Source organism: Burkholderia sp. S171, assembly GCF_009766085.1.
Taxonomy (GTDB): Bacteria; Pseudomonadota; Gammaproteobacteria; order Burkholderiales; family Burkholderiaceae; genus Caballeronia.
The window spans coordinates 41,954-60,126 of record NZ_LMUF01000016.1; the positions used below are offsets into that span (position 1 = coordinate 41,954).

Below are 18,173 nucleotides of genomic sequence, written 5' to 3' on the forward strand. Positions count from 1 at the left end.
CGGATCCGTGGGCTCTCGCATCGCGAAGCGAACCCGGAGATGCGGCATCGAGCCTCGTCATCTCCGCGCTCTTCATTTGCGGAGACAGTAAGCGAAATGAAGGAGGGCGCTACGGGGCGCGATAAACAAGGCACACGCATTTCATGCTACCGGGCGCGCATCGACAGATAGTTGAAACTCGGACTTACTAGTGTTAGCCGTGATTTCAGAAGTAAAATGCGCGCATACGACTCGTGGAAGCTGGTGCAAGTCCAGCGCGGTCCCTGAACATCGATCACACGTGGGACGAGTTCCACTTGCACGCGCTGAGCACGGGCGTTTCCTTGCTTTACGGAGGATCGACCTACGATGATCAGTTCAACGCGACGTACTTGCCTTCGTACACTACCGTTGGCTTGCGTGCCGCGTACAAGGTCAATTCGCATCTCACCGTGTCCGCCAATCTGTCCAACCTTTTTAACCGGCAGTACGTCACGGCATACGGGTACAACACGTTGGGCCGGACGGCATTCGGCAAGGTCGCTTACACTTTCTAATTGCTTGTTGTCATGACCCTCGCGAGTCCCGTTTATGAAGCGCATTCTGATCATTGGTATTGGCGCCGGCAACCCCGACTATGTGACGATACAGGCGGTCAACGCGCTCAACGAAGTCGATGTCTTCTTCGTGATGGACAAGGGCATTGCCAAGGGAAAGCTGATCGCGTTGCGCAAGGACATTTGCCGTCGTTTCATCAAGGGCAATGACTACCGTTTCGCTGAAGCTAGCAGTCCTGATCGAGTACAAGACGCTGCCGGATATCGGGAAAGCGTCAAGCGTCTTAATGATGACAAAGAGGTCGTCTTTGAACGACTGATATCCGAAGAGATGTCCGATGGCGAATGCGGGGCGTTCCTCACCTGGGGCGACCCGACGCTTTACGACAGCACAATCCGGATCATTGACGCGATCATCAAGAAGGGCGGTCACGATCTCGAATATGAAGTGATTCCGGGGATCAGCAGCATCCAGGCTCTGGCGGCACAACACAAGATACCGTTGAATCGCATTGGGGAATCGATCGAGATCACGACAGGAAGACGGATAGCCGAAGGTTTTCCGAACAACGTCGATAGCGTGGTGGTCATGCTGGACGCCGCAGGCGCTTACAAGCGTTTCGCCGACCAGGACATCGACATTTACTGGGGTGCTTATATCGGCACACCGGACGAGATTCTGGTGGCAGGAAAACTCAAGGATGTGGTTGGGGATATCGAACGGATTCGTGCGCAAGCGCGCGAGGCGAATGGCTGGATCATGGATAGTTATTTGATGCGAAGGAACAGGCGTCGGGAGGAGGGGTAACGGCTTCCACGCGAAGATGTGTCGCTTATTTTGAGTCGCGCCCACTTTGTCCGAACGGCTCTCAAAGCGCACTTCGGTGTACGGAACTTATGTTTGGCAGAGGGTAAGGGCGCGCCGGCCCGCATCAACTCGACCGAAACGAGCGCATCGGGTTCCGACGCCCATAAGATGGTGGGGATCAGCATCGCGCATCTTCTCCGAGCGCCGCGCAAAGACGCTTAACTGAGGGACGCGATGTCCCGCGCAATCGCACACCGCGACGAGCGCTGCTATCGCAACATAACATTGCCTCGCTCATGCACTTCAGGGAGGTCTGTTCAAGGCTCGTCGTTGCTGCGGACATTTCTGGGTGATTCGCCGGTGCGTCGATGGCTTCTTTTTCGACGTACCATAAGCGCGATAAGTCCAACTGCGAGAAGTGCGCCGACGCTCAACGCGCTGGTGCTATGGGTAGCATTCGTCCCTGAAGCTGCGGCCGACGCGACCGCAGGTGACGATGCCTGCGGCGCAATCAACTGCGGGAGCGCTACCCCGGCGGCGCTGCCTTGCCGCACGAGGGACGCATCCGATGTCGGGGAAGCCTGAGATGCAGGGACGGGAACCGCGTCCGAAGCGGGTCCGACGGGAGCCATATCGGTAGCGGAAGCCGTCACCGCCGAAGCTGGCGGCTCGCGAGAAATGGCTTCGCCAGACTTGGCCACCGCCTTCCACTGAGCAAATACGGTGTCAATGCAATGGACATCCCTGCACGCGTTGCGAGATTGCCGCCACTTGGCGAGCTGATCCGGCGACAGCTTCCCGGCGCTCAGCAAAGTTTGCTGCTGAGCGACGATTTCGTCGTACTCGTTGTTCAGGATGGCGTGGTCGCATATGACGCGCTCAGCCGGTTGGCGCGTGGTGGCACATTGAATATCGCTCGCCGATGCGCTGGTTGAACCAAACGCTGCCATGGACAGCAGCAATGCCGAATAGTGTCTCGGATGCACCAGTCCTCCTGGAACGTGAACCCGCCAGGTCCATCCCGATAGCGATGAACCACGGCCTAATCCGTTGAGAAGACAACCGCCGCCGTATCCCCGATTTGCGTAAAACTACGGACGAAACGATAGACCTGGCCGCCGATTGGCAATTGATTCGCTCCCGAAGAGGTCGATTCAAGTATGTCGTTTGCGAGCGTGATTGCAATCGCGCCAACCTGCATCAGGTCTTCGCGTGAACCCGCGGGATCACCCAAATACACGGTACAAACGCCTGCCGTATGTCGCATCATTACGATGCTCGTCGCTTTATCGAGTGACCGCTCCAGGTATTCGGCAAGTGTTTGCAGCGATTCAGGTGCCTGTTCGGGATGGCCGTTCGCCAAGGCATTGTCGTCTATCACGTTGAGCTCCTTCGGCCGATGGGTCACATATGTCTTCAAGCCGTCATCATGGCATGAGGCTCGCCTCAGAGACTAGGGACACGGAGCGAATGGGCGTCCGGCCGGGGTTTCTGGAGGTGTTCAATTTTGAATTATCTGAATGCATATGTCGAGGCCAGATACAGATGTCCGCCGTTGGGCTAAGTTGAAATGTCCGGTTTTGGGTTGAGAACTATCTCTGTAGAAGGCAGTTTCCCCACCGCGGCTGCCTGCATTTCGGCGGTCCTCAAGATCATCGCGTTCAGGTCAATCTGCTTGAGTTCGCGTTGCTTGCGCGTATTGTTGGCCCGCATCTTCGGCCTCACCGGTTCGCCCTGATTGGTCCGGGAGGGCGAACCCGAGATGCGCCGGTTGTCGCGCTCTGTTTGCACCTGTCGAGACAGCGCGAGGATGTGTCCAAGGTGCTTGTTATCAATCTCGGCACCTTGGTCTACATCCGAGAGCCGATCGTACTGGCGATAGGTCAGGGCAGTGCCATTGGCCACGATTTCGATGCGCCCATCCGGGTACTCGTACACGTCCAAATAGTGGTGAATCAGCGCTCGTGCCACGGGCGAATCATCGAGCAGGTAGAGCACCCGATCGTATTGCACAGTCAGTGTGTTCGACACGCAGCGCGATGCGCGAGACGTTAAAACTGAATCCAGATCCTCGTCGCTGCGCAGGGGCCGATGTGCGTTGTAGTCGCTCTTCGGTACCTTGCCAAACCGGTTGTTGAAGTCTGCGATGAAGTGGGGCGCATACGCATTCGCCGCCTCCTGCGTGTCGATTCCGCGCAGCCGCAATTCCTTGACCAAGCGATCCTGCAAGGTCAGGTTGGCACGCTCGACGCGCCCCTTGGCCTGACTGCTGTTGGCGCAAAAGGTGTCGACATTGAGTTCGTATAAGGCCCGGCCGAACTGCGTTATTCCCTTGTCTGCAGTGCTTTTACGGTGATTGGCCGAGAACACGCTGGCCTTGTCGCTGTAGAGCGCCATGGGCTTGCCATGCTGCTCGATATAGCGCCGCGTCGCTTCAAAATAACTGAAGGTCGACTCGGTCGCGGTGAAGTGCAAAGTCATCAGCCGGCTGGTCGCATCGTCAATAAACACGAGTAAAGTGCACGCCGGTGCGCGTTCTTCAAACCAGCGGTGATCGCTGCCGTCGATCTGGATCAGCTCGCCCAGGCACGAACGCCGGTTCCTCGGCTGGTGGATCTTGGGCGGACGTTGTCGGCGAGGCGTCCATAGGCCTGCGTCGATCATCAAGCGCCTGACCGTCTCCTTGGCCAGCTTCAGGTGGTGGCACTCGCGCAGTTTCTCGCACGCCAGGGTCGGACCGAAATCGGCGTACCGCTCCTTGATGATCGCCACAGCTCGCACGGCGAGCCCGGCATCGATCCGGTGATTACTCGGCTTGGCACATCGGCCCGAGATCAGCCCAGGCGGTCCTTGCTCGCGCAGGCGCGCCGCGAGGCGTCGAACCTGACGCGTGGTCAACGACAGCCGCTCGGCCGCACGCCACGGCTTGAGCAGCCCGTCGACCACCGATTGAATGACCTTGAACCGGTCCAACTCACGCATCGTCATGGTGATTCTGTCCGTCGCAGCCATCGCAGCCTCCGGCGCCGCGGGAATCGACGCCGGGTAAGCTTAGGCCGCCCGAAAGCGGACATTTGAATCTGGCTAGAAGCGGACATTACTACTTAGCTGCTACAACAGAAAAGTTGATAATTTATGTTATGTCAAATTAGAAAATGACCATCCGGAAAATCTGCTTCCAATGCCATCGTTCGATAACTTCCCACCTCGGCCCTGGTAAGCCGGGCCATTGGTGCTACCGTTTTTGGAAGTCCTCTCGGGAAACGGATGCGCCCTTGCGCGGCTACGCGGACACCCCAGGCGGATCCGCTTAACGGCCCGAATCATCCCTCAACGAACGAAGCTCGTTCCCGATAACCGCTGAAAGATCATCTGCTGGACAGAACACGGTTCCAGAATCTCGGGCGACTCAGAACCCGCACAGCAAGCACGTCCAGCTTTCCCACGCGCCGGTGAAAAGATGCTCGCCCAAATTACGTCGAAACCGATCAGTCCTGCGGACCAAGCCGCCCACCAAGCTGCGTCAATACCTGATGCGCAGCGGTCACCCGTTGAGCGACGGGATAGTTCTTGTTTGCAAGCATGACGATCCCTATTTTCTGACCGGGAACGAAAGCGACGTAAGTTGCGAAGCCATTCGTCGATCCGGTCTTGTTGATCAGCGCATTTGCTTGCGGCTGCAACGGAGGGTTTATTTCAACCACCTTAGTCGCCTGATAAGCCATCGCGTCCGAATTACCCGCCAGAAGCTTTTTCAGTTCCACGGGATACGGGTATTGCTCCCATATAAGGTCTTGCGTCATTTCTCCCGCCTTGAAATATCCGATATGGGTGTCATTGATCGCGCGTTGCAACTCGCTGTCAATCTTGACCATCCGCATGTTGGCTGCAATAAACCGAATCATGTCCGTCGTGCTCGATTTAATTCCATAGGCTTCCGAAGACAGAGCCCCCGCGCTTAATCTGATCGGAGCGCCCTGCTTCGTATAGCCTTGCGCGTAGTCCTTCATCTGATCCGACGGCACATTGATATAGCTGTGCGTCATTCCAAGCATCGGGAATAATTTCTTTTCAATCGCGTCATCAAAAGGCTCATTCATGCTCCGCGCTGCGATCATGCCGAGCATGCCAATACTTGGGTTCGAGTAGACCCTGTATGTGCCAGCAGCATAAGAGGGTTGCCACTGCCTGAAATAACTCATCAGCTGATCGTCATTGCGAATGGCGTCAGGCACCTGCAACGGCAGGCCGCCGGCAGTATGCGTTCCGAGATTCAAGAGCTTAACGTTGTCAAAACTGCTACCGCGCAGGGACGGCAAATATTTGCTGGCGCTGTCGGACAATGAAAGGTTGCCCTTGACCTGAGCATAAGAAGCTAACGTCGCCGTAAATGTTTTGCTGGCTGATCCAATCTCGAAAAGCGTTTTATTTGTAACCGGTTGCCGAGTTTTCAGTGACGTGACACCGTAGTTATAAAAGTAGCTCTCTCCATTGACGATGACCGCGACCGCCATGCCTGGGATTGCATATTCCTGCATCAAGGGACGTATTACGCTGTCCATCACGTCGGAAATATCCTTCCGTGTGCTGTTGCTTTCGCCATAGGTACTCGAGGCGATAAAACAAGAACACCCCAAAGTCGAAATCAACAGGCTCTTAAAAAAACTGCAACGCATGCAATCTCCTTGGGCTAATGGTTTGAATGAGTATGAATGTAGGTCCAAATGACTTTGCGACAAGGCTGAGTCGCGCAATACCAATTACCGCGGCGCGCTGACGTTAAACGGTTTCCCGGGTGTGGAAACCCAGGTTGCGATGACGGTTGCGCCTGCGCGCCCTGCCTTGGTGACGTGAACTGCATTAGCCGGGATCTGGAAGCTTCCTCCCGCGCGGATAACTTTCACTGGCTGGCCATCTACCTGCAAGATTATCTCGCCCCTCATCACATAGCAGACCTCGGGTCCAGTCGCCAAGTGTCGGGGTTTTTCGGCGTCGGGTGGAAACTCGGACACCCCCATGCCCATCTCGCGATTCGTTCCGTTTACCTCGACTCTTTCCAGCACCTGCGTCTCCTTTGCGAGGGGTATCGCATAGGCGGCCGTGGCAAATTGCATTGCAATCAAGGCGCCAAGAAACACGGGGACGGAGAGACGCGATTTCACGCTTGTTCCTTCAGGTAAAAGTCGAACTGGCACCCAGCGTTTTGCTGCGAGTTATCCAAGATTTAGCAATACGCCATCGCCTGGTTTCCACAACTTCACGGATGAAAACATCCAGCGGCGAGGAGAATATCGCCTCTTTGCGAGTCGCCTACAAGCGAGCATAATTTCTGCTTGGGTAAAGAAAAACTTATGTCATGGCCTCCATTCGTCCACATCTTCCGTTGAACGCCCTGCGCGCATTCGAATCGTCGGCACGACACCTTAGCTTCACGCGCGCGGCGCTCGAACTCAACGTAACGCAGGCTGCCGTGAGCCAGCAGGTTCGGATGCTCGAAGAACGGCTCGGAACCACCCTGTTCAAACGGTTGCCGCGTGGACTTGGCATGACCGACGAAAGCCGCGCGCTACTTCCAGTATTGACCGATGCATTCGGTCGCATCGAGGGCGTACTCAAGCAATTCGAGGGCGGACATTTTCACGAAGTGCTGACGATCGGCGTTGTCGGGACTTTCGCAGTTGGCTGGTTGCTGCCACGGCTCAAATCGTTTCGGGAGACACATCCCTTTGTGGAGTTGCGGTTGCTAACCCATAACAATCTGGTCGACCTGGCAGCAGAGGGATTGGATTTTGCAATTTGCTTCGGCGACGGAGCCTGGCCCACGACGCACAACGTCATGTTGCTCGATGCGCCATTGACTGTGCTCTGCGCGTCGGATATTGCGAGAAGGCTTGCCACACCGTGTGATCTTGCAAAAGAAACCCTGCTTCGTTCGTATCGTACCGATGAATGGACCGGCTGGTTCAGCGCCGCCGGACTTGATCCATGGCCGGTCAATGGCCCGGTTTTTGACTCGTCACGCTTGATGGTGGAAGCTGCCGTACAAGGAGCCGGGATTGCCCTGGCTCCGCCGGTGATGTTTGCCCGGGAACTGCAGGCGGAACTGCTCTTTCGCCCTTTCGATACGGAAGTCAAAACGGGCAGCTACTGGCTGACGTGGTCGAAATCGAAGCGGATGTCGCCCGCGACCGAATTGTTCCGTCAGTGGATCCTCGCGGAAGCAGCCGACGCAACCGGACCGACCGGTCAAACTAGAATTTCCCCGCAAGAAAAGCCGTAGAAACCCCCGCAGCTTAAAGGTATTCAGGGCCCGCACTTATCCGTACCGCCTAAAGCATACTGAGCGCGGTCGCAAGCACGGCCTGCTTGAACTTTACGGGATCGTTCGGAAGCGGAGAGAAAATCGACAGGAGATGACTATAAGAAACGGTCTTCCCCACTCCATTAGTTAGCATCGCGAACAATAGATCCGGGTCGTTGGGGGCAAGTTCACCTGAATCGATTGCGTCGGCGAGCAATGGGACAAACACGTCGTGATAAGGGCGCAGAAGGCGGTCCATCAGCACATCCAGCCGCTCGCCCTGCTCCGTTGCCGTTGTCGAGAAAAACATCCCGACATCCGGCTCGCTGAACACCTTATCAATGAACAGGCTCAGCGCCTGCTCTACCCGCTGACGTTTCGTCAGGTCGGCAGTACGCAGTTTCCCTGTCGCATCGATCATGGGTGCGGCGTGCTGTGCAATCTGGTTGACGACCGCGATCCACAACGCCTCTTTCGAACCAAAGTGATGTGAGATGAGCGCGGGATCCACGCCCGAGTCCCGTGCGATTTCCCGCACGCTGGTCGACTCGAAACCGCGCTTGGCGAACGCTTGCCGCGCGCTTTTAAGCAACGTGTCGGAGCCGGCAATCGCGCTGCAGGCGGGCCGTCCGCGCGAGCGTTTCTCCTTGGCGGCTTGCGCCGGGCGTGTGGTTGAAACTGTCATGGTTCGATCCGAATTCCAATGCGGTAAAGCGAGCCGGAAGTTTAACCGACGCAAAAGCGCCTCGCCCTCACATCGGTGCGCACGGCGTTTGACATCGACTACGGGAATGCCCTACTATCTCACTAATTCATCACTCGTTGAATATTTTTCGCAGCGACGCTTCTGCGACTGAGTCACGCAAACCAGGTCACGCCATGCTTTACCGCCCGCCTCAGTCGGCTTTGCATGGTTTGGGTAAAACGACCCTGCTGCGGACGGCCAAATGAATCGATGGCCTTGGCGCCCAAGCGCAATCCGCATGACGTGATCGCCTCGTCGTGACACCGGGAAACCGGCTGCCCGGAATTTCTTGTAAAGGAAAGGTGAGATGCTCGAGAAACCCACTAGTGCATGGTCCCGAACCGTTGCGTTACTCGATAACGCACGCGCTCAACAAGTCGCCGACGAAGCAACACGAATGGCCCGGCGGCGTCCCGCAAAAACCATCTGGACCGATCACGCAGCCTTGATGGTCAGCGTGATCGAACTCCCCACACCACGCACTGCCACGGTCTCATGGTGCGACCCGCTATCGGGCTATTACGGGCATCAGACGTGGCGGGTAGCATTGGCCAAACAAGGCGGCGAGTGCGTCCTGAGCGGCAAGTCCATCAAGCGCGGGGACTTCATCTATCGGCCGGTGACCTGCGAGCCGCCCCCCGGCAATGCAGGGGCGATGATCATCGCGTCAGAGCTGGTGCCGTACGCCACACCAAGCCACTCGTAGTCTGCGCACTGCACGCAAGCGCCGCTCAAGGGTTCTCGCATCGAAAACTTGAGGCATTGTTGACGTTGCCGTGGCCCAGATACTTGGGGTAACCGGGATACCGGCACAGCGGCCGGGTCCGGCCGTTTGTCGCGCTCGCTATGTCCGTCCCGACCAGCGTCTCCGGCGCGATGTTCGCCGTGACCCACCGGTCGAGCGCGCCCAGTTCATCCCACGCCGGAATGAAGACGCCGTTGCCGTGCTGGAATCCCGGCACCATGTAAAGCCGCATGAACGAATCGACAATACTCTGCCCGTACTTCTCAACCAGCGAGTGATAAAACGCGATGGTCTGATTCGGGCTGATGACTTCATCGGCGAGACCGTGCATGGTGATCAGCTTGCCGCCATGGGCGATAAATTCCGATATGTCGGGATTCATCGCCCCAACCGTCTCCGACAAATCGATCAGGCGCGACTTATAAACTCCCGGATGATCGACATCGAAACCGAGTGTGTTGAAGCGCAGGTCGTGCGTGACGAAGTACTTCATGTAACTGTCGCCCTGCGTGAACAGATAACCATCGACATCGAATCGCAAAGGCTGCGTGAGCACCGGTGAACTTCCGAGCCCCAGTCCGCTGGAGAAATCCACGCCTTGAAACACGTTGTAGCCGTAGTACTTCGTGACGCCATAAGCAAGTTCATATGGCAACGTAAAGCCGTCGCGCAGGACCTCGAGCGTCGCCAGTTGCGCCTGCGACAAACAACTGTCCCGCAACGAAGCCCGTTGCCCGCTCACACACTGCAGTTGCGCGATGATCTGCGGTTCGTGCTCACGGCACGCTTCTACATTCGAGACAATGCCGTCGATTACGCCATCCAGCCCGTCGCATTCGTGAAGCACGGTCTCGACCACGCGTTTTTGCTGGACCGGCCCGACGACACCCCCTGGCGTCCCATAAGCCGCCTGCCCTACTTTCACGCCCATCAGCCGCACGCCCGAGAAGTTGATGGCCGGTGCGTTGGCGATCACGCCGTCGTAGTCGTCGGGATATCGTTCGATCACGGTGAACGCTTCGCGCCCGCCCGTCGAGCCGCCGGCAAAGTAGGTTTGCTCGGGTTTGCGCCCGTAGCCCATGATGATCAGTGCAAGCGCCACGTCATGGGTTTTCTTGAGATGTCCGTAGCCGAAGTTGATCACCGCTTCGTCGTTCATCGCGAAATCGGCGCGGCCGGAATTGCCTACGTGGCCGGAATCGGAGCCGAAGGTTGCATAGCCATTCGACAGCGGCGAGGCGTAGGGCGCGAAAGCCGTAGGCTCGGTGCCGCTGACGATCACGCCGTTGTAGCCGCCGCCGCCCATCTGCAATGCACGGCCGTTCCAGCGCGCCGGCAAATTGACCTCGAAGCGGATGTCGGGCGTGGTGTCCAGTTGCGCCTTGATGACGCCGACAAGCCGGCAGTACTCGCCATTGCGGTTTTTCGGCGCGGCGGCGGCTACGACCGACGCGTCCAGGATGGTCGCGCCGCGAGTAGGCAAGCCGATGACCGATGCCGGCACCGACTGGCCTTCCAGTTCGGCGCAATGCTTGACGACGTACGACGCGGCGTTCGCGTGCGTGCTGCATGCGAATAAGGCGCTGAACAGCAACAGGGCACGCAAGAGAGGAGTTGTAGCTTGGGGCATCGCCTAATGGGTGAATTGCTGCGGTGCCTGACGGCAATCAGCTGCTGTGCCAGGGTTGAACCGGAAAACTGACTGCGTGTTCTTTGCCGCGCAATTTCGCCGCACAATATATAAGAAGTGTCTTATTGGCAGAAATCCGATTGTCTGAATTCGTTGCGTTTGCACAACCGGCACGCACGGTCCGCATCTTTGTGCTGCGATGCGATTGATCCGATAAATACCGCCGCATCCGCGTCAGCCCATCGTGCACGGGTCATGCCTGGACCCCAGCTTATTCGCCCGCCCATTCGCCTCGGAGATCGCTGTTTTGCAAAATCTCCAGCAGCGTCTCTGCCGGGCGGCTCAAATGCTTCGCCCCCAACGCGATGAACTCGACCTTCGGCAATTCAGGCAGCGCAGCGCGATTCACTGGCGGGGAAAGTCCTCTTCCCGCGAGAAAATGGGAGCGCACGGTCAGCCCAAGCCCACCGCGCGCAGCGGCGATGCACCCTGCATACGAACTGCTCGTGCAGACCACCTGCCAGCGCGCGCCGACTGCGGCCAGCGAGTCGAGCACCACGGCACGCGTCACGCTCGGTTCGGCGACAAGAATCAATGGCAGAGGTTGCTCCAGGTCGACCTCAGTGCCCGTCAGCCCGAGCCATTCGAGCTGTCCGGAAAACAGCGGAATGCCGCGCGGGTCGCCGATGCGCCGTTTGCCGATCAGCAAATCGATCGACCCCGCGTCCAGATGCTCGTAAAGCCGCCCCGTCATGCCGATGGTAATCTCAAGCTCAACATCCGGATGGGTCCTGCGAAACGCCGCGAGCACGCTGGGCAAGGGGCCGAGCGCGACGTCGTCGGAGGAACCCAGGCGCACGCGGCCTCTGAGGCGCGGCGAGCGGAACTGCGACTCGGCGTGGGTCATCGCTTCCAGGATCATGCGTGCGTGGACCAGCATGGCTTCACCGTCGGCGGTGAGCGCGAGCGAATGGGTATCACGCACGAGCAGCCGGCGGCCGACGTGTTCCTCCAGCCGCCGGATATGCTCGCTCACGCTGGATTGCGTGAGCCGGAGCTGGCGGCCGGCGTCGGTGAAACTGTGCGACGCGGCCACCGTCGCGAACGTGTTCAGCCAGACTGGATTGAGCATGACGCATTGTGATCGGATTTATCGATGATAGTCAATGCGGCTAGAGGGGTTCCCGATTGCCAATGGGAGTCTTAAAATCGTCATATCGCGTTAAACCTGCGCGACATTGTTCCTGCTGCAATCGATGACTTCAAAAAACTCACACACGGCGCTTTTGTGGATCGTGGCCGTTGGCTTTTTCATGCAAGCCCTCGACACGACCATCGTCAATACGGCCCTGCCCTCCATTGCGCGCAGCCTGCACGCGCAACCGCTCGCGATGCAGCCTATCGTGGTTGCCTACACGCTGACCATGGCGCTCCTCACGCCTGCCTCCGGCTGGCTCGCCGACCGCTTCGGCACCCGGCGCGTCTACTTCGTCGCCATCCTGTTGTTCGTCATCGGCTCGATGTGCTGCGCAAACGCGCAATCGTTGAATCAACTGATCGTGGCTCGCGTGATCCAGGGGATCGGCGGCTCCATGCTGCTGCCTATCGGCCGGCTGGCCGTGCTGCGCAGCGTGACAGGCGAAGCGTATGTCTCCGCGCTGGCGGTCATTTCAATTGCGGGCCAGGTCGGCCCGATTCTCGGACCGACGCTCGGCGGCTGGTTCGTCGAATCGTTTACGTGGCACTGGATTTTCCTGATTAACGTGCCGATTGGCGCAGTGGGTTTGTTCGCGGTGCATCGTTTTCTTCCCAACGATGCCATTACAGAGGCCGGTCCTTTTGACTTTATCGGCTGCGCGTTGCTGTCGCTCTGCATGGTCGCGTTTTCAATGGCGCTCGACAGTCCCGCGCACACGCACAAACTGCTGGTGTCGGGCGGACTGTTCGTGCTCTCCGCGGTCGCCGCGCTTGCTTACATTCCGTATGCAAAACGCCGGGCCAACCCGCTTTTTAAGCTGTCCTTGTTCAGCGAGCCGAACTTCAGCGTGGGCTTGATCGGCAACCTGCTGTGCCGGATCGGATCAAGCGCCGTGCCGTTTCTCCTGCCGCTGCTGATGCAATTGCAGCTCGGTTATACGCCGCTGCACTCAGGCTTGATGATGTTGCCCGCCGCGTTCGCCGGCACCGTTGCAAAGGGCTGGATCTCGCCGCTCGTGAAGCGTTATGGCTACGATAACTTCCTGCTGTGGAACACCATTCTTGTCGGGGCCTCGATAGTCGGCTTCGCTTCGTTCTCGTTGAGCACGCCGCTCGCGCTCGAGATTGCGATCCTCGCCGTATTCGGCGCGTGCAATTCCATGCAGTTCGCCGCGATGAACAGCGTCACGCTCAAGGGCTTGTCGATCAAGGACGCGGGCAGCGGCAACAGCCTCTTTTCGATGGTGCAGATGCTGGCCATTGGCCTCGGCGTCTCGATTGGCGGTGGTTTGGTGTCGGTGTTCTCGGAGAGCCTCGGCTCGGCAGCGCTTGCGTTCCGGATCGCGTTTGTCTGCGTGGGCCTGGTGACGCTGGCGTCGGCCATTGTTTTTCGTTTCCTCGATGCCGTGCCGCCGCGCCCGGCGCCGCAGGCCGCAGCAACCTCATAGACCTCATAGTACGCAGCCGCGCAAATGCAGGCTCCGGCCTGAACGTTTAAGCTGGCTGGATATTCAACACGCAACCCGCCCAAGGAGTTCGCCATGCAGTATCGTAAATTTGGCCGTACCGGTTTGAACGTCTCGCGTTTGTGCCTTGGCACGATGACCTTCGGTTTGCAGACTGAAGAGGATGTGTCGCGCAGCATCATGGATCGTGCGGCTGAGGCAGGAGTCAATTTCATCGATACCGCCGACGTCTATCCGCTCGGCAGCACGGAAGACGTGGCCGGGCGCACCGAGGAGATCGTCGGCCGCTGGTTGAAGGACACGCCCACGCGCCGCAGCCAGTTCATTCTGGCGACCAAGGCGGTCGGCAAGATGGGGCCTTCGGCGTGGGATCAGGGGGCATCGCGCAAGCATTTGCTGGACGCTATCGATGCATCGCTCAAACGTCTGAATACCGATTACGTCGACCTGTACCAACTGCATTCCGACGATCTCAACACGCCGCTCGACGAAACCCTGGAAGCACTCGATACCATCGTGCGTCACGGCAAGGCACGCTACGTGGGGGTATCGAATTTCCTGGCCTACCGGCTTGCCACTGCGCTGGGCCGCTCCGATTTCTTGCGCGTGGCGCGCTTCGTGTCCGTCCAGCCGCGTTACAACTTGCTGTTCAGGCAGATCGAGCGTGAATTGCTACCACTCTCGACAGACGAACATCTGGCCGTGATCCCGTATAACCCGCTCGCGGGGGGCTTGCTGACGGGAAAACATAAACACGATGCAGCGCCGTCGGAGGGCCGGTTTACCGCGGCCGTCGGCCGAGCGGGAGCGATGTATCACCAGCGCTACTGGCATGAGCGCGAGTTTGAAACCATCGAAAAATTGAAGAAGATCGTGAGCGCAACCGGTGAGTCGTTGACGAAGACATCGGTCGCGTGGGTGCTGGCGAATCCGGTGATTACGTCGGCCATTATTGGCGCGAGCCGGCCCGACCAGCTCACGGATACACTGGCTGCGATCGATCTCGTGCTGAATGACGAACTCAAGGCGCAGTTGGACGACGCCACGGTGGAATACCGCTGGGGCGATGCTGCGCGGTAATTGATTTGTCGTTTGGGCCTTCGGCGTGAATGCCTGGGCTCGACCGATTGTCCATCCTAGTACCGGGTAATGTCCCGCGTCTCCAGCACGCGCGACGCGGCGCCTTCCTTGGCCACGGCGATCATCGCCCGCCCCAACTGGCTGGTCGTTGTAATAGCGTTCGGGAACGCGCGCCGCATCACGGGGAACAAGGGGCGCAGCACAGAGATTGCCATCTGATACACGGCAGTCTTCGAGCGAATGCCGTCCATCGGCTGGATCATGCCGGGACGATACATATAGGCGGCTTTGAACGGCATGCGCAGCAGCGCGTTTTCCGTGCGGCCTTTTATGCGCGCCCACATGCTGCTTCCGCGCTCGGTGGTATCGGTTCCCGCTCCCGTCACGTACGAGAAAGTCATGTCCGGATTAAGACGCGACAAGGTCCGGCCGACCGCGAACGTCAGATCGTAAGTGAGGTGCGTATAGTCGGCCTCGCTCATCCTGAACGACGACACGCCCAGGCAGAAAAAGCACGCATCGAAACCCGTGAGTTCTGCCTCGATCGACGTAAGGTCGAAGAGATCCTTATGCACGATCTCGGTAAGCTTGGGGTACTTCTGCCCCGTCGCATTGCGTCCCACCGCGACCACTCGTTCGATATCCTTATCAAGCAGGCATTCGCGCAACACACCCTGCCCGACCATTCCCGTCGCACCAAAAATAAGCACTTTCATGATTTTTCAGGCCACGACGCGCCCGTCAGTTTCACCGATACATCCCACAGTTTAGCGGCAACCGCAGCGTCCTTCGCCTGGGGATAAATGCGGGCCTCGATGGGCGCGCCCTTCATCTCCTGGAATCCGTTCGGGCCGTAATAAGCCGCGGGCCGTGCATCCGGCGAGGTCGCCGCCAACAGAGTAGGCAATGCCCCTTCAGCGGCGCTATGGCTCAGGAACGGCATCATCGCGCGGCTGATCAACGACAACACGCCCGAGCTACCCGGCCCGTTCGCGATGAGATCGGTTCGCGCAAAACCCGGATGCGCGGCGTTGCTCATGAGACGCCAGCCGTTTGCGTCGCTGCGGCGTTGCAGTTCCAGCGCGAACATCAGCATTGCGAGCTTCGACTGTTCGTACACCGGCCATGCTTTATAAGCACGCTCGCCTTGCAGGTTATCGAAGGCGATCTTGCCTCGCCGATGTGCAATGCTGCTCAAGTTCACCACGCGCGGCGCCGCGCTTTTTTCCAGCAACGGCAGCAACTGCGCGGTCAGCGCGAAGTGACCGAGATAGTTGGTGCCGAACTGACGCTCGAAGCCATCGACGGTTCTTTCACGCTTGGGCAACATCATCACGCCGGCATTGTTCACAAGCAGATCGATCGCCTCGCCTTCTGCAAGCAGCCGCTGCGTCGCGCTCGAGATCGACGCGAGACTCGCGAGGTCGATAGATTCGAAACGGATCCGGGCATTCGGCACTTCGCGGCGAATACGTTCGAGAGCTGTACGCCCTTTCGCGTCGCTGCGTCCGGTGAGAATCACTTCTGCGCCTGCCCGGGCCAGTTCGAGCGATGTTTCATAACCCAATCCGCCCGTCGCGCCGGTCACCAGCGCGCGTTTGCCCGATTGCGGGGGAATGTCGGCCGTGGTCCATGTACTCATGTGCTCATCCTCCAGATGTTTTTGCGTGAGTAATCAGTCATTAAAACGTTGAGAAAACCGGCAACAAAACGTGCCCGCTTGATCAACCGGTCATTCAACTATCTGCGATGCGGGCGATGCCATTCCAGAACACCTTGAATCCAATCTCCCGATACTGACCCGCTTCGTTCGGGCACGCGGTCATGAAGGCCATCGTCGTTTCGGCCATCGACTTCATGCTTGCCGCAATAAACGCAACCGGGTAAGCGTGCAGGACCTGGGTGTCGATGTTGTGCTGCGCAAGCGCTTCGATCTCGGCAAATGGTTCGTAGCCGACCGCCTTTGATTCTTCGCTGACTATGTCCGCCACCGACAACTGGTCGAGCACATTCAGCCGCTGCGGATTCGCGACACCCCAATCGACGAAGGCGTTCCACAGGTACTCAAGCCGGTCGCGCAAGGGCCCCGTCCGGGGGAACCGGGTCATCAGGGCATCGGCCAGATCGAGCTTGATGGACCGGTATAACGCGTTCACCAGATCGTCCTTCGTCCGGAAGTAAGTGAACAGCGTCCCTTCCGCGACACCCGCCTGCTTCGATATAGCCGATGTCGGCGCAGCCGCGAGCCCGCGTTTGGCAAAAACCTGTTCTGCGGCGAGCAGCAGTGCATTGTGTTTGTCGTCGCTTTTGGGTCGAGCCATGGTGCGTGATCGAATCGATGGGTGGATCGATATGATTAATGAGTGAGCACTCAATTATACCGAATTTTGAGATACCGGCAAGACGATGGCGAAAAACCGAGCCTCAGATGTCAAATAAACATTACCAAGCGGGCGGGATGGACCAAATCTTGCCCGTGCTAGCATCCGGCAATTGCATTGCCAAGGGTGACCAGACGTTGAAGCTCACGCTGGTTCCCTGGCCTCCGCCTCATTTCAGGGATCTCATGAATAGCCGCTCGGTTCACCAGAATTTCTTCCACCTCCTGCTGTTTGTTGTCACGGTTGCGCTCTGCTGGATTTTGCTGCCGTTCTTTGGCGCGATCTTCTGGGGCACGATTCTCGCGATCCTGTTCCAGCCGTTGCAGCGTTATCTCGCCGCTAAATTCGGCAAGCGGCGCAATCTGGCGGCGTTCGCCACGCTGGGTTTGACGATCGTGATCGTGATCCTGCCGCTCAGCTTCGTCGCGGCAACGCTGGTCCAGGAAATCGGCCTCGCGTACGCTCAGGTCAAGGCTGGCCAGCCCAATTTCACGACCTACTTCCAGCAAGCCATTCACGCGCTGCCAAATTCGGTACAGACGCTGCTCGGCCGCTTTGGACTCACCGATATCCCGAGCATCCAGCAACGGCTGACCAGTGGCGCCGCCGCGATCAGCCAGTTCGTCGCCTCGCAAGCGCTGAGCATTGGCCAGAACACGTTCCAATTCGTGATCAGTTTCGGCGTGATGCTGTATCTCGTGTTTTTCCTGCTACGCGACGGCGGCGAGATCGGCCGGCGCATCCGCCGCGCCCTGCCCTTGGACGATGAACCCAAGCAACACCTGATCGCCAAGTTCACGACCGTCGTCCGGGCAACCGTGAAGGGCAATATCGCCGTTGCGGCCGTCCAGGGATTCCTCGGCGGCATGATCTTTATGTTCCTCGGTATCCAGGGCTCGCTGCTGTGGGGCGTCCTGATGGCGTTCCTATCGCTGCTGCCGGCCATTGGCGCCGCGCTGGTCTGGGCGCCGGCAGCTGCCTATTTCCTGCTCACTGGCGATATCTGGCGTGGCGTGATCCTGATCTTGTTCTGCGTGGTGGTGATCGGCTTAGTGGATAACGTGCTGCGTCCCATCCTGGTCGGCAAAGATACAAAAATGCCGGACTGGGTAGTGCTGATTTCGACGCTGGGCGGAATGGGATTGTTCGGGATCAACGGCTTCGTGATTGGACCGCTGATCGCCGCGCTGTTCATGGCGAGCTGGGATCTGTTCACGCAAGACGAGGAAGCCCGGAAGATCGATAAGGTCTAGGGTCTCTGGTCCAAGGTTTAGGCCCGGCTCA

17 protein-coding genes and 1 pseudogene are annotated in these 18,173 nt (G+C 58.4%); 7 read left to right on the forward strand and 11 right to left on the reverse strand.

Annotated features, from left to right (window positions below):
- Positions 1-260: 260 nt before the first annotated feature.
- Positions 261-536 (forward strand): annotated as a pseudogene (locus tag GSQ93_RS09995) (TonB-dependent receptor); the annotation flags it as partial.
- A 34-nt stretch (positions 537-570) separates the two neighbouring features.
- The gene (gene cobF / locus GSQ93_RS10000; RefSeq protein ID WP_158935500.1) at positions 571-1,344 is read left to right on the forward strand and encodes a precorrin-6A synthase (deacetylating); all 774 of its coding nucleotides are present in this window, start codon (positions 571-573) and stop codon (positions 1,342-1,344) included.
- A gap of 317 nt (positions 1,345-1,661) precedes the next feature.
- Here cobF and GSQ93_RS10005 read toward each other — a convergent pair whose 3' ends face one another.
- From GSQ93_RS10005 to GSQ93_RS10025, 5 genes are all read right to left on the reverse strand, one after another.
- Positions 1,662-2,330 carry a hypothetical protein gene (locus tag GSQ93_RS10005; RefSeq protein ID WP_367889747.1) on the reverse strand — a complete coding sequence of 223 codons (669 nt, stop codon included), beginning with the start codon at positions 2,328-2,330 and terminating at the stop codon, positions 1,662-1,664.
- Positions 2,331-2,386: 56 nt separating this feature from the next.
- The gene (locus tag GSQ93_RS10010; protein ID WP_158935501.1) at positions 2,387-2,725 is read right to left on the reverse strand and encodes a hypothetical protein; all 339 of its coding nucleotides are present in this window, start codon (positions 2,723-2,725) and stop codon (positions 2,387-2,389) included.
- Positions 2,726-2,904: 179 nt separating this feature from the next.
- Positions 2,905-4,356, reverse strand: coding sequence for an ISNCY family transposase (locus GSQ93_RS10015; RefSeq protein ID WP_254073827.1), 1,452 nt, complete (start codon positions 4,354-4,356; stop codon positions 2,905-2,907).
- Between the two features lie 476 nt (positions 4,357-4,832).
- The gene (ampC, locus tag GSQ93_RS10020; protein WP_301952057.1) at positions 4,833-5,963 is read right to left on the reverse strand and encodes a class C beta-lactamase; all 1,131 of its coding nucleotides are present in this window, start codon (positions 5,961-5,963) and stop codon (positions 4,833-4,835) included.
- A 141-nt stretch (positions 5,964-6,104) separates the two neighbouring features.
- Positions 6,105-6,506, reverse strand: coding sequence for a cupin domain-containing protein (locus GSQ93_RS10025; protein WP_254073828.1), 402 nt, complete (start codon positions 6,504-6,506; stop codon positions 6,105-6,107).
- A gap of 194 nt (positions 6,507-6,700) precedes the next feature.
- Between GSQ93_RS10025 and GSQ93_RS10030 the strand changes: the two genes are divergently transcribed.
- Positions 6,701-7,624 carry a LysR family transcriptional regulator gene (locus GSQ93_RS10030; RefSeq protein ID WP_158935503.1) on the forward strand — a complete coding sequence of 308 codons (924 nt, stop codon included), beginning with the start codon at positions 6,701-6,703 and terminating at the stop codon, positions 7,622-7,624.
- Between the two features lie 49 nt (positions 7,625-7,673).
- Here GSQ93_RS10030 and GSQ93_RS10035 read toward each other — a convergent pair whose 3' ends face one another.
- Positions 7,674-8,330 (reverse strand): TetR/AcrR family transcriptional regulator, encoded by a 657-nt coding sequence (locus GSQ93_RS10035; protein WP_158935504.1) that lies wholly within the window; start codon positions 8,328-8,330, stop codon positions 7,674-7,676.
- Positions 8,331-8,697: 367 nt separating this feature from the next.
- On the opposite strand from GSQ93_RS10035, the gene GSQ93_RS10040 reads away from it, so the two are divergent.
- On the forward strand, positions 8,698-9,096 hold the full coding sequence (locus GSQ93_RS10040) for a DUF3331 domain-containing protein (protein ID WP_158935505.1): 399 nt from the start codon (positions 8,698-8,700) through the stop codon (positions 9,094-9,096).
- A 25-nt stretch (positions 9,097-9,121) separates the two neighbouring features.
- On the opposite strand, the gene GSQ93_RS10045 is transcribed toward GSQ93_RS10040, so the two are convergent.
- Complete coding sequence (locus tag GSQ93_RS10045; RefSeq protein ID WP_158935506.1) at positions 9,122-10,765, reverse strand: tannase/feruloyl esterase family alpha/beta hydrolase; 1,644 nt, start codon at positions 10,763-10,765, stop codon at positions 9,122-9,124.
- 271 nt (positions 10,766-11,036) lie between these two features.
- Positions 11,037-11,897 (reverse strand): LysR family transcriptional regulator, encoded by an 861-nt coding sequence (locus tag GSQ93_RS10050; RefSeq protein ID WP_158935507.1) that lies wholly within the window; start codon positions 11,895-11,897, stop codon positions 11,037-11,039.
- Between the two features lie 124 nt (positions 11,898-12,021).
- On the opposite strand from GSQ93_RS10050, the gene GSQ93_RS10055 reads away from it, so the two are divergent.
- Positions 12,022-13,410 carry a DHA2 family efflux MFS transporter permease subunit gene (locus GSQ93_RS10055; RefSeq protein WP_158935508.1) on the forward strand — a complete coding sequence of 463 codons (1,389 nt, stop codon included), beginning with the start codon at positions 12,022-12,024 and terminating at the stop codon, positions 13,408-13,410.
- A gap of 93 nt (positions 13,411-13,503) precedes the next feature.
- Positions 13,504-14,508 (forward strand): aldo/keto reductase, encoded by a 1,005-nt coding sequence (locus GSQ93_RS10060; protein WP_158935509.1) that lies wholly within the window; start codon positions 13,504-13,506, stop codon positions 14,506-14,508.
- Positions 14,509-14,564: 56 nt separating this feature from the next.
- Here the strand turns inward: GSQ93_RS10060 and GSQ93_RS10065 are convergent, their stop codons facing one another.
- From GSQ93_RS10065 to GSQ93_RS10075, 3 genes are all read right to left on the reverse strand, one after another.
- A complete protein-coding gene (locus GSQ93_RS10065; protein ID WP_158935510.1) occupies positions 14,565-15,224 on the reverse strand; it encodes an NAD-dependent epimerase/dehydratase family protein in 660 nt (219 codons plus the stop codon).
- Positions 15,221-16,150: an SDR family oxidoreductase gene (locus GSQ93_RS10070; protein ID WP_158935511.1), complete on the reverse strand. Its 930-nt coding sequence runs from the start codon at positions 16,148-16,150 to the stop codon at positions 15,221-15,223. Before GSQ93_RS10070 ends, GSQ93_RS10065 begins: the two co-directional genes overlap by 4 nt.
- Positions 16,151-16,244: 94 nt before the next feature.
- Complete coding sequence (locus GSQ93_RS10075) at positions 16,245-16,829, reverse strand: TetR/AcrR family transcriptional regulator (RefSeq protein ID WP_158935512.1); 585 nt, start codon at positions 16,827-16,829, stop codon at positions 16,245-16,247.
- A 245-nt stretch (positions 16,830-17,074) separates the two neighbouring features.
- Between GSQ93_RS10075 and GSQ93_RS10080 the strand changes: the two genes are divergently transcribed.
- Positions 17,075-18,142, forward strand: coding sequence for an AI-2E family transporter (locus tag GSQ93_RS10080; protein WP_158935559.1), 1,068 nt, complete (start codon positions 17,075-17,077; stop codon positions 18,140-18,142).
- The last annotated feature ends 31 nt before the right edge of the window (positions 18,143-18,173 follow it).

Bases quoted from the DNA above. Each gene is read 5' to 3' on its own strand.
- GSQ93_RS10030 (WP_158935503.1), top strand. From the start codon at position 6,701: ATGGCCTCCATTCGTCCACATCTTCCGTTGAACGCCCTGCGCGCATTC.
- cobF (WP_158935500.1), top strand. From the start codon at position 571: ATGAAGCGCATTCTGATCATTGGTATTGGCGCCGGCAACCCCGACTAT.
- GSQ93_RS10060 (WP_158935509.1), top strand. From the start codon at position 13,504: ATGCAGTATCGTAAATTTGGCCGTACCGGTTTGAACGTCTCGCGTTTG.
- GSQ93_RS10040 (WP_158935505.1), top strand. From the start codon at position 8,698: ATGCTCGAGAAACCCACTAGTGCATGGTCCCGAACCGTTGCGTTACTC.
- GSQ93_RS10035 (WP_158935504.1), bottom strand. From the start codon at position 8,330: ATGACAGTTTCAACCACACGCCCGGCGCAAGCCGCCAAGGAGAAACGC.
- GSQ93_RS10075 (WP_158935512.1), bottom strand. From the start codon at position 16,829: ATGGCTCGACCCAAAAGCGACGACAAACACAATGCACTGCTGCTCGCC.
- GSQ93_RS10080 (WP_158935559.1), top strand. From the start codon at position 17,075: ATGAATAGCCGCTCGGTTCACCAGAATTTCTTCCACCTCCTGCTGTTT.
- GSQ93_RS10050 (WP_158935507.1), bottom strand. From the start codon at position 11,897: ATGCTCAATCCAGTCTGGCTGAACACGTTCGCGACGGTGGCCGCGTCG.
- GSQ93_RS10045 (WP_158935506.1), bottom strand. From the start codon at position 10,765: ATGCCCCAAGCTACAACTCCTCTCTTGCGTGCCCTGTTGCTGTTCAGC.
- GSQ93_RS10015 (WP_254073827.1), bottom strand. From the start codon at position 4,356: ATGGCTGCGACGGACAGAATCACCATGACGATGCGTGAGTTGGACCGG.
- GSQ93_RS10070 (WP_158935511.1), bottom strand. From the start codon at position 16,150: ATGAGTACATGGACCACGGCCGACATTCCCCCGCAATCGGGCAAACGC.
- GSQ93_RS10055 (WP_158935508.1), top strand. From the start codon at position 12,022: ATGACTTCAAAAAACTCACACACGGCGCTTTTGTGGATCGTGGCCGTT.
- GSQ93_RS10065 (WP_158935510.1), bottom strand. From the start codon at position 15,224: ATGAAAGTGCTTATTTTTGGTGCGACGGGAATGGTCGGGCAGGGTGTG.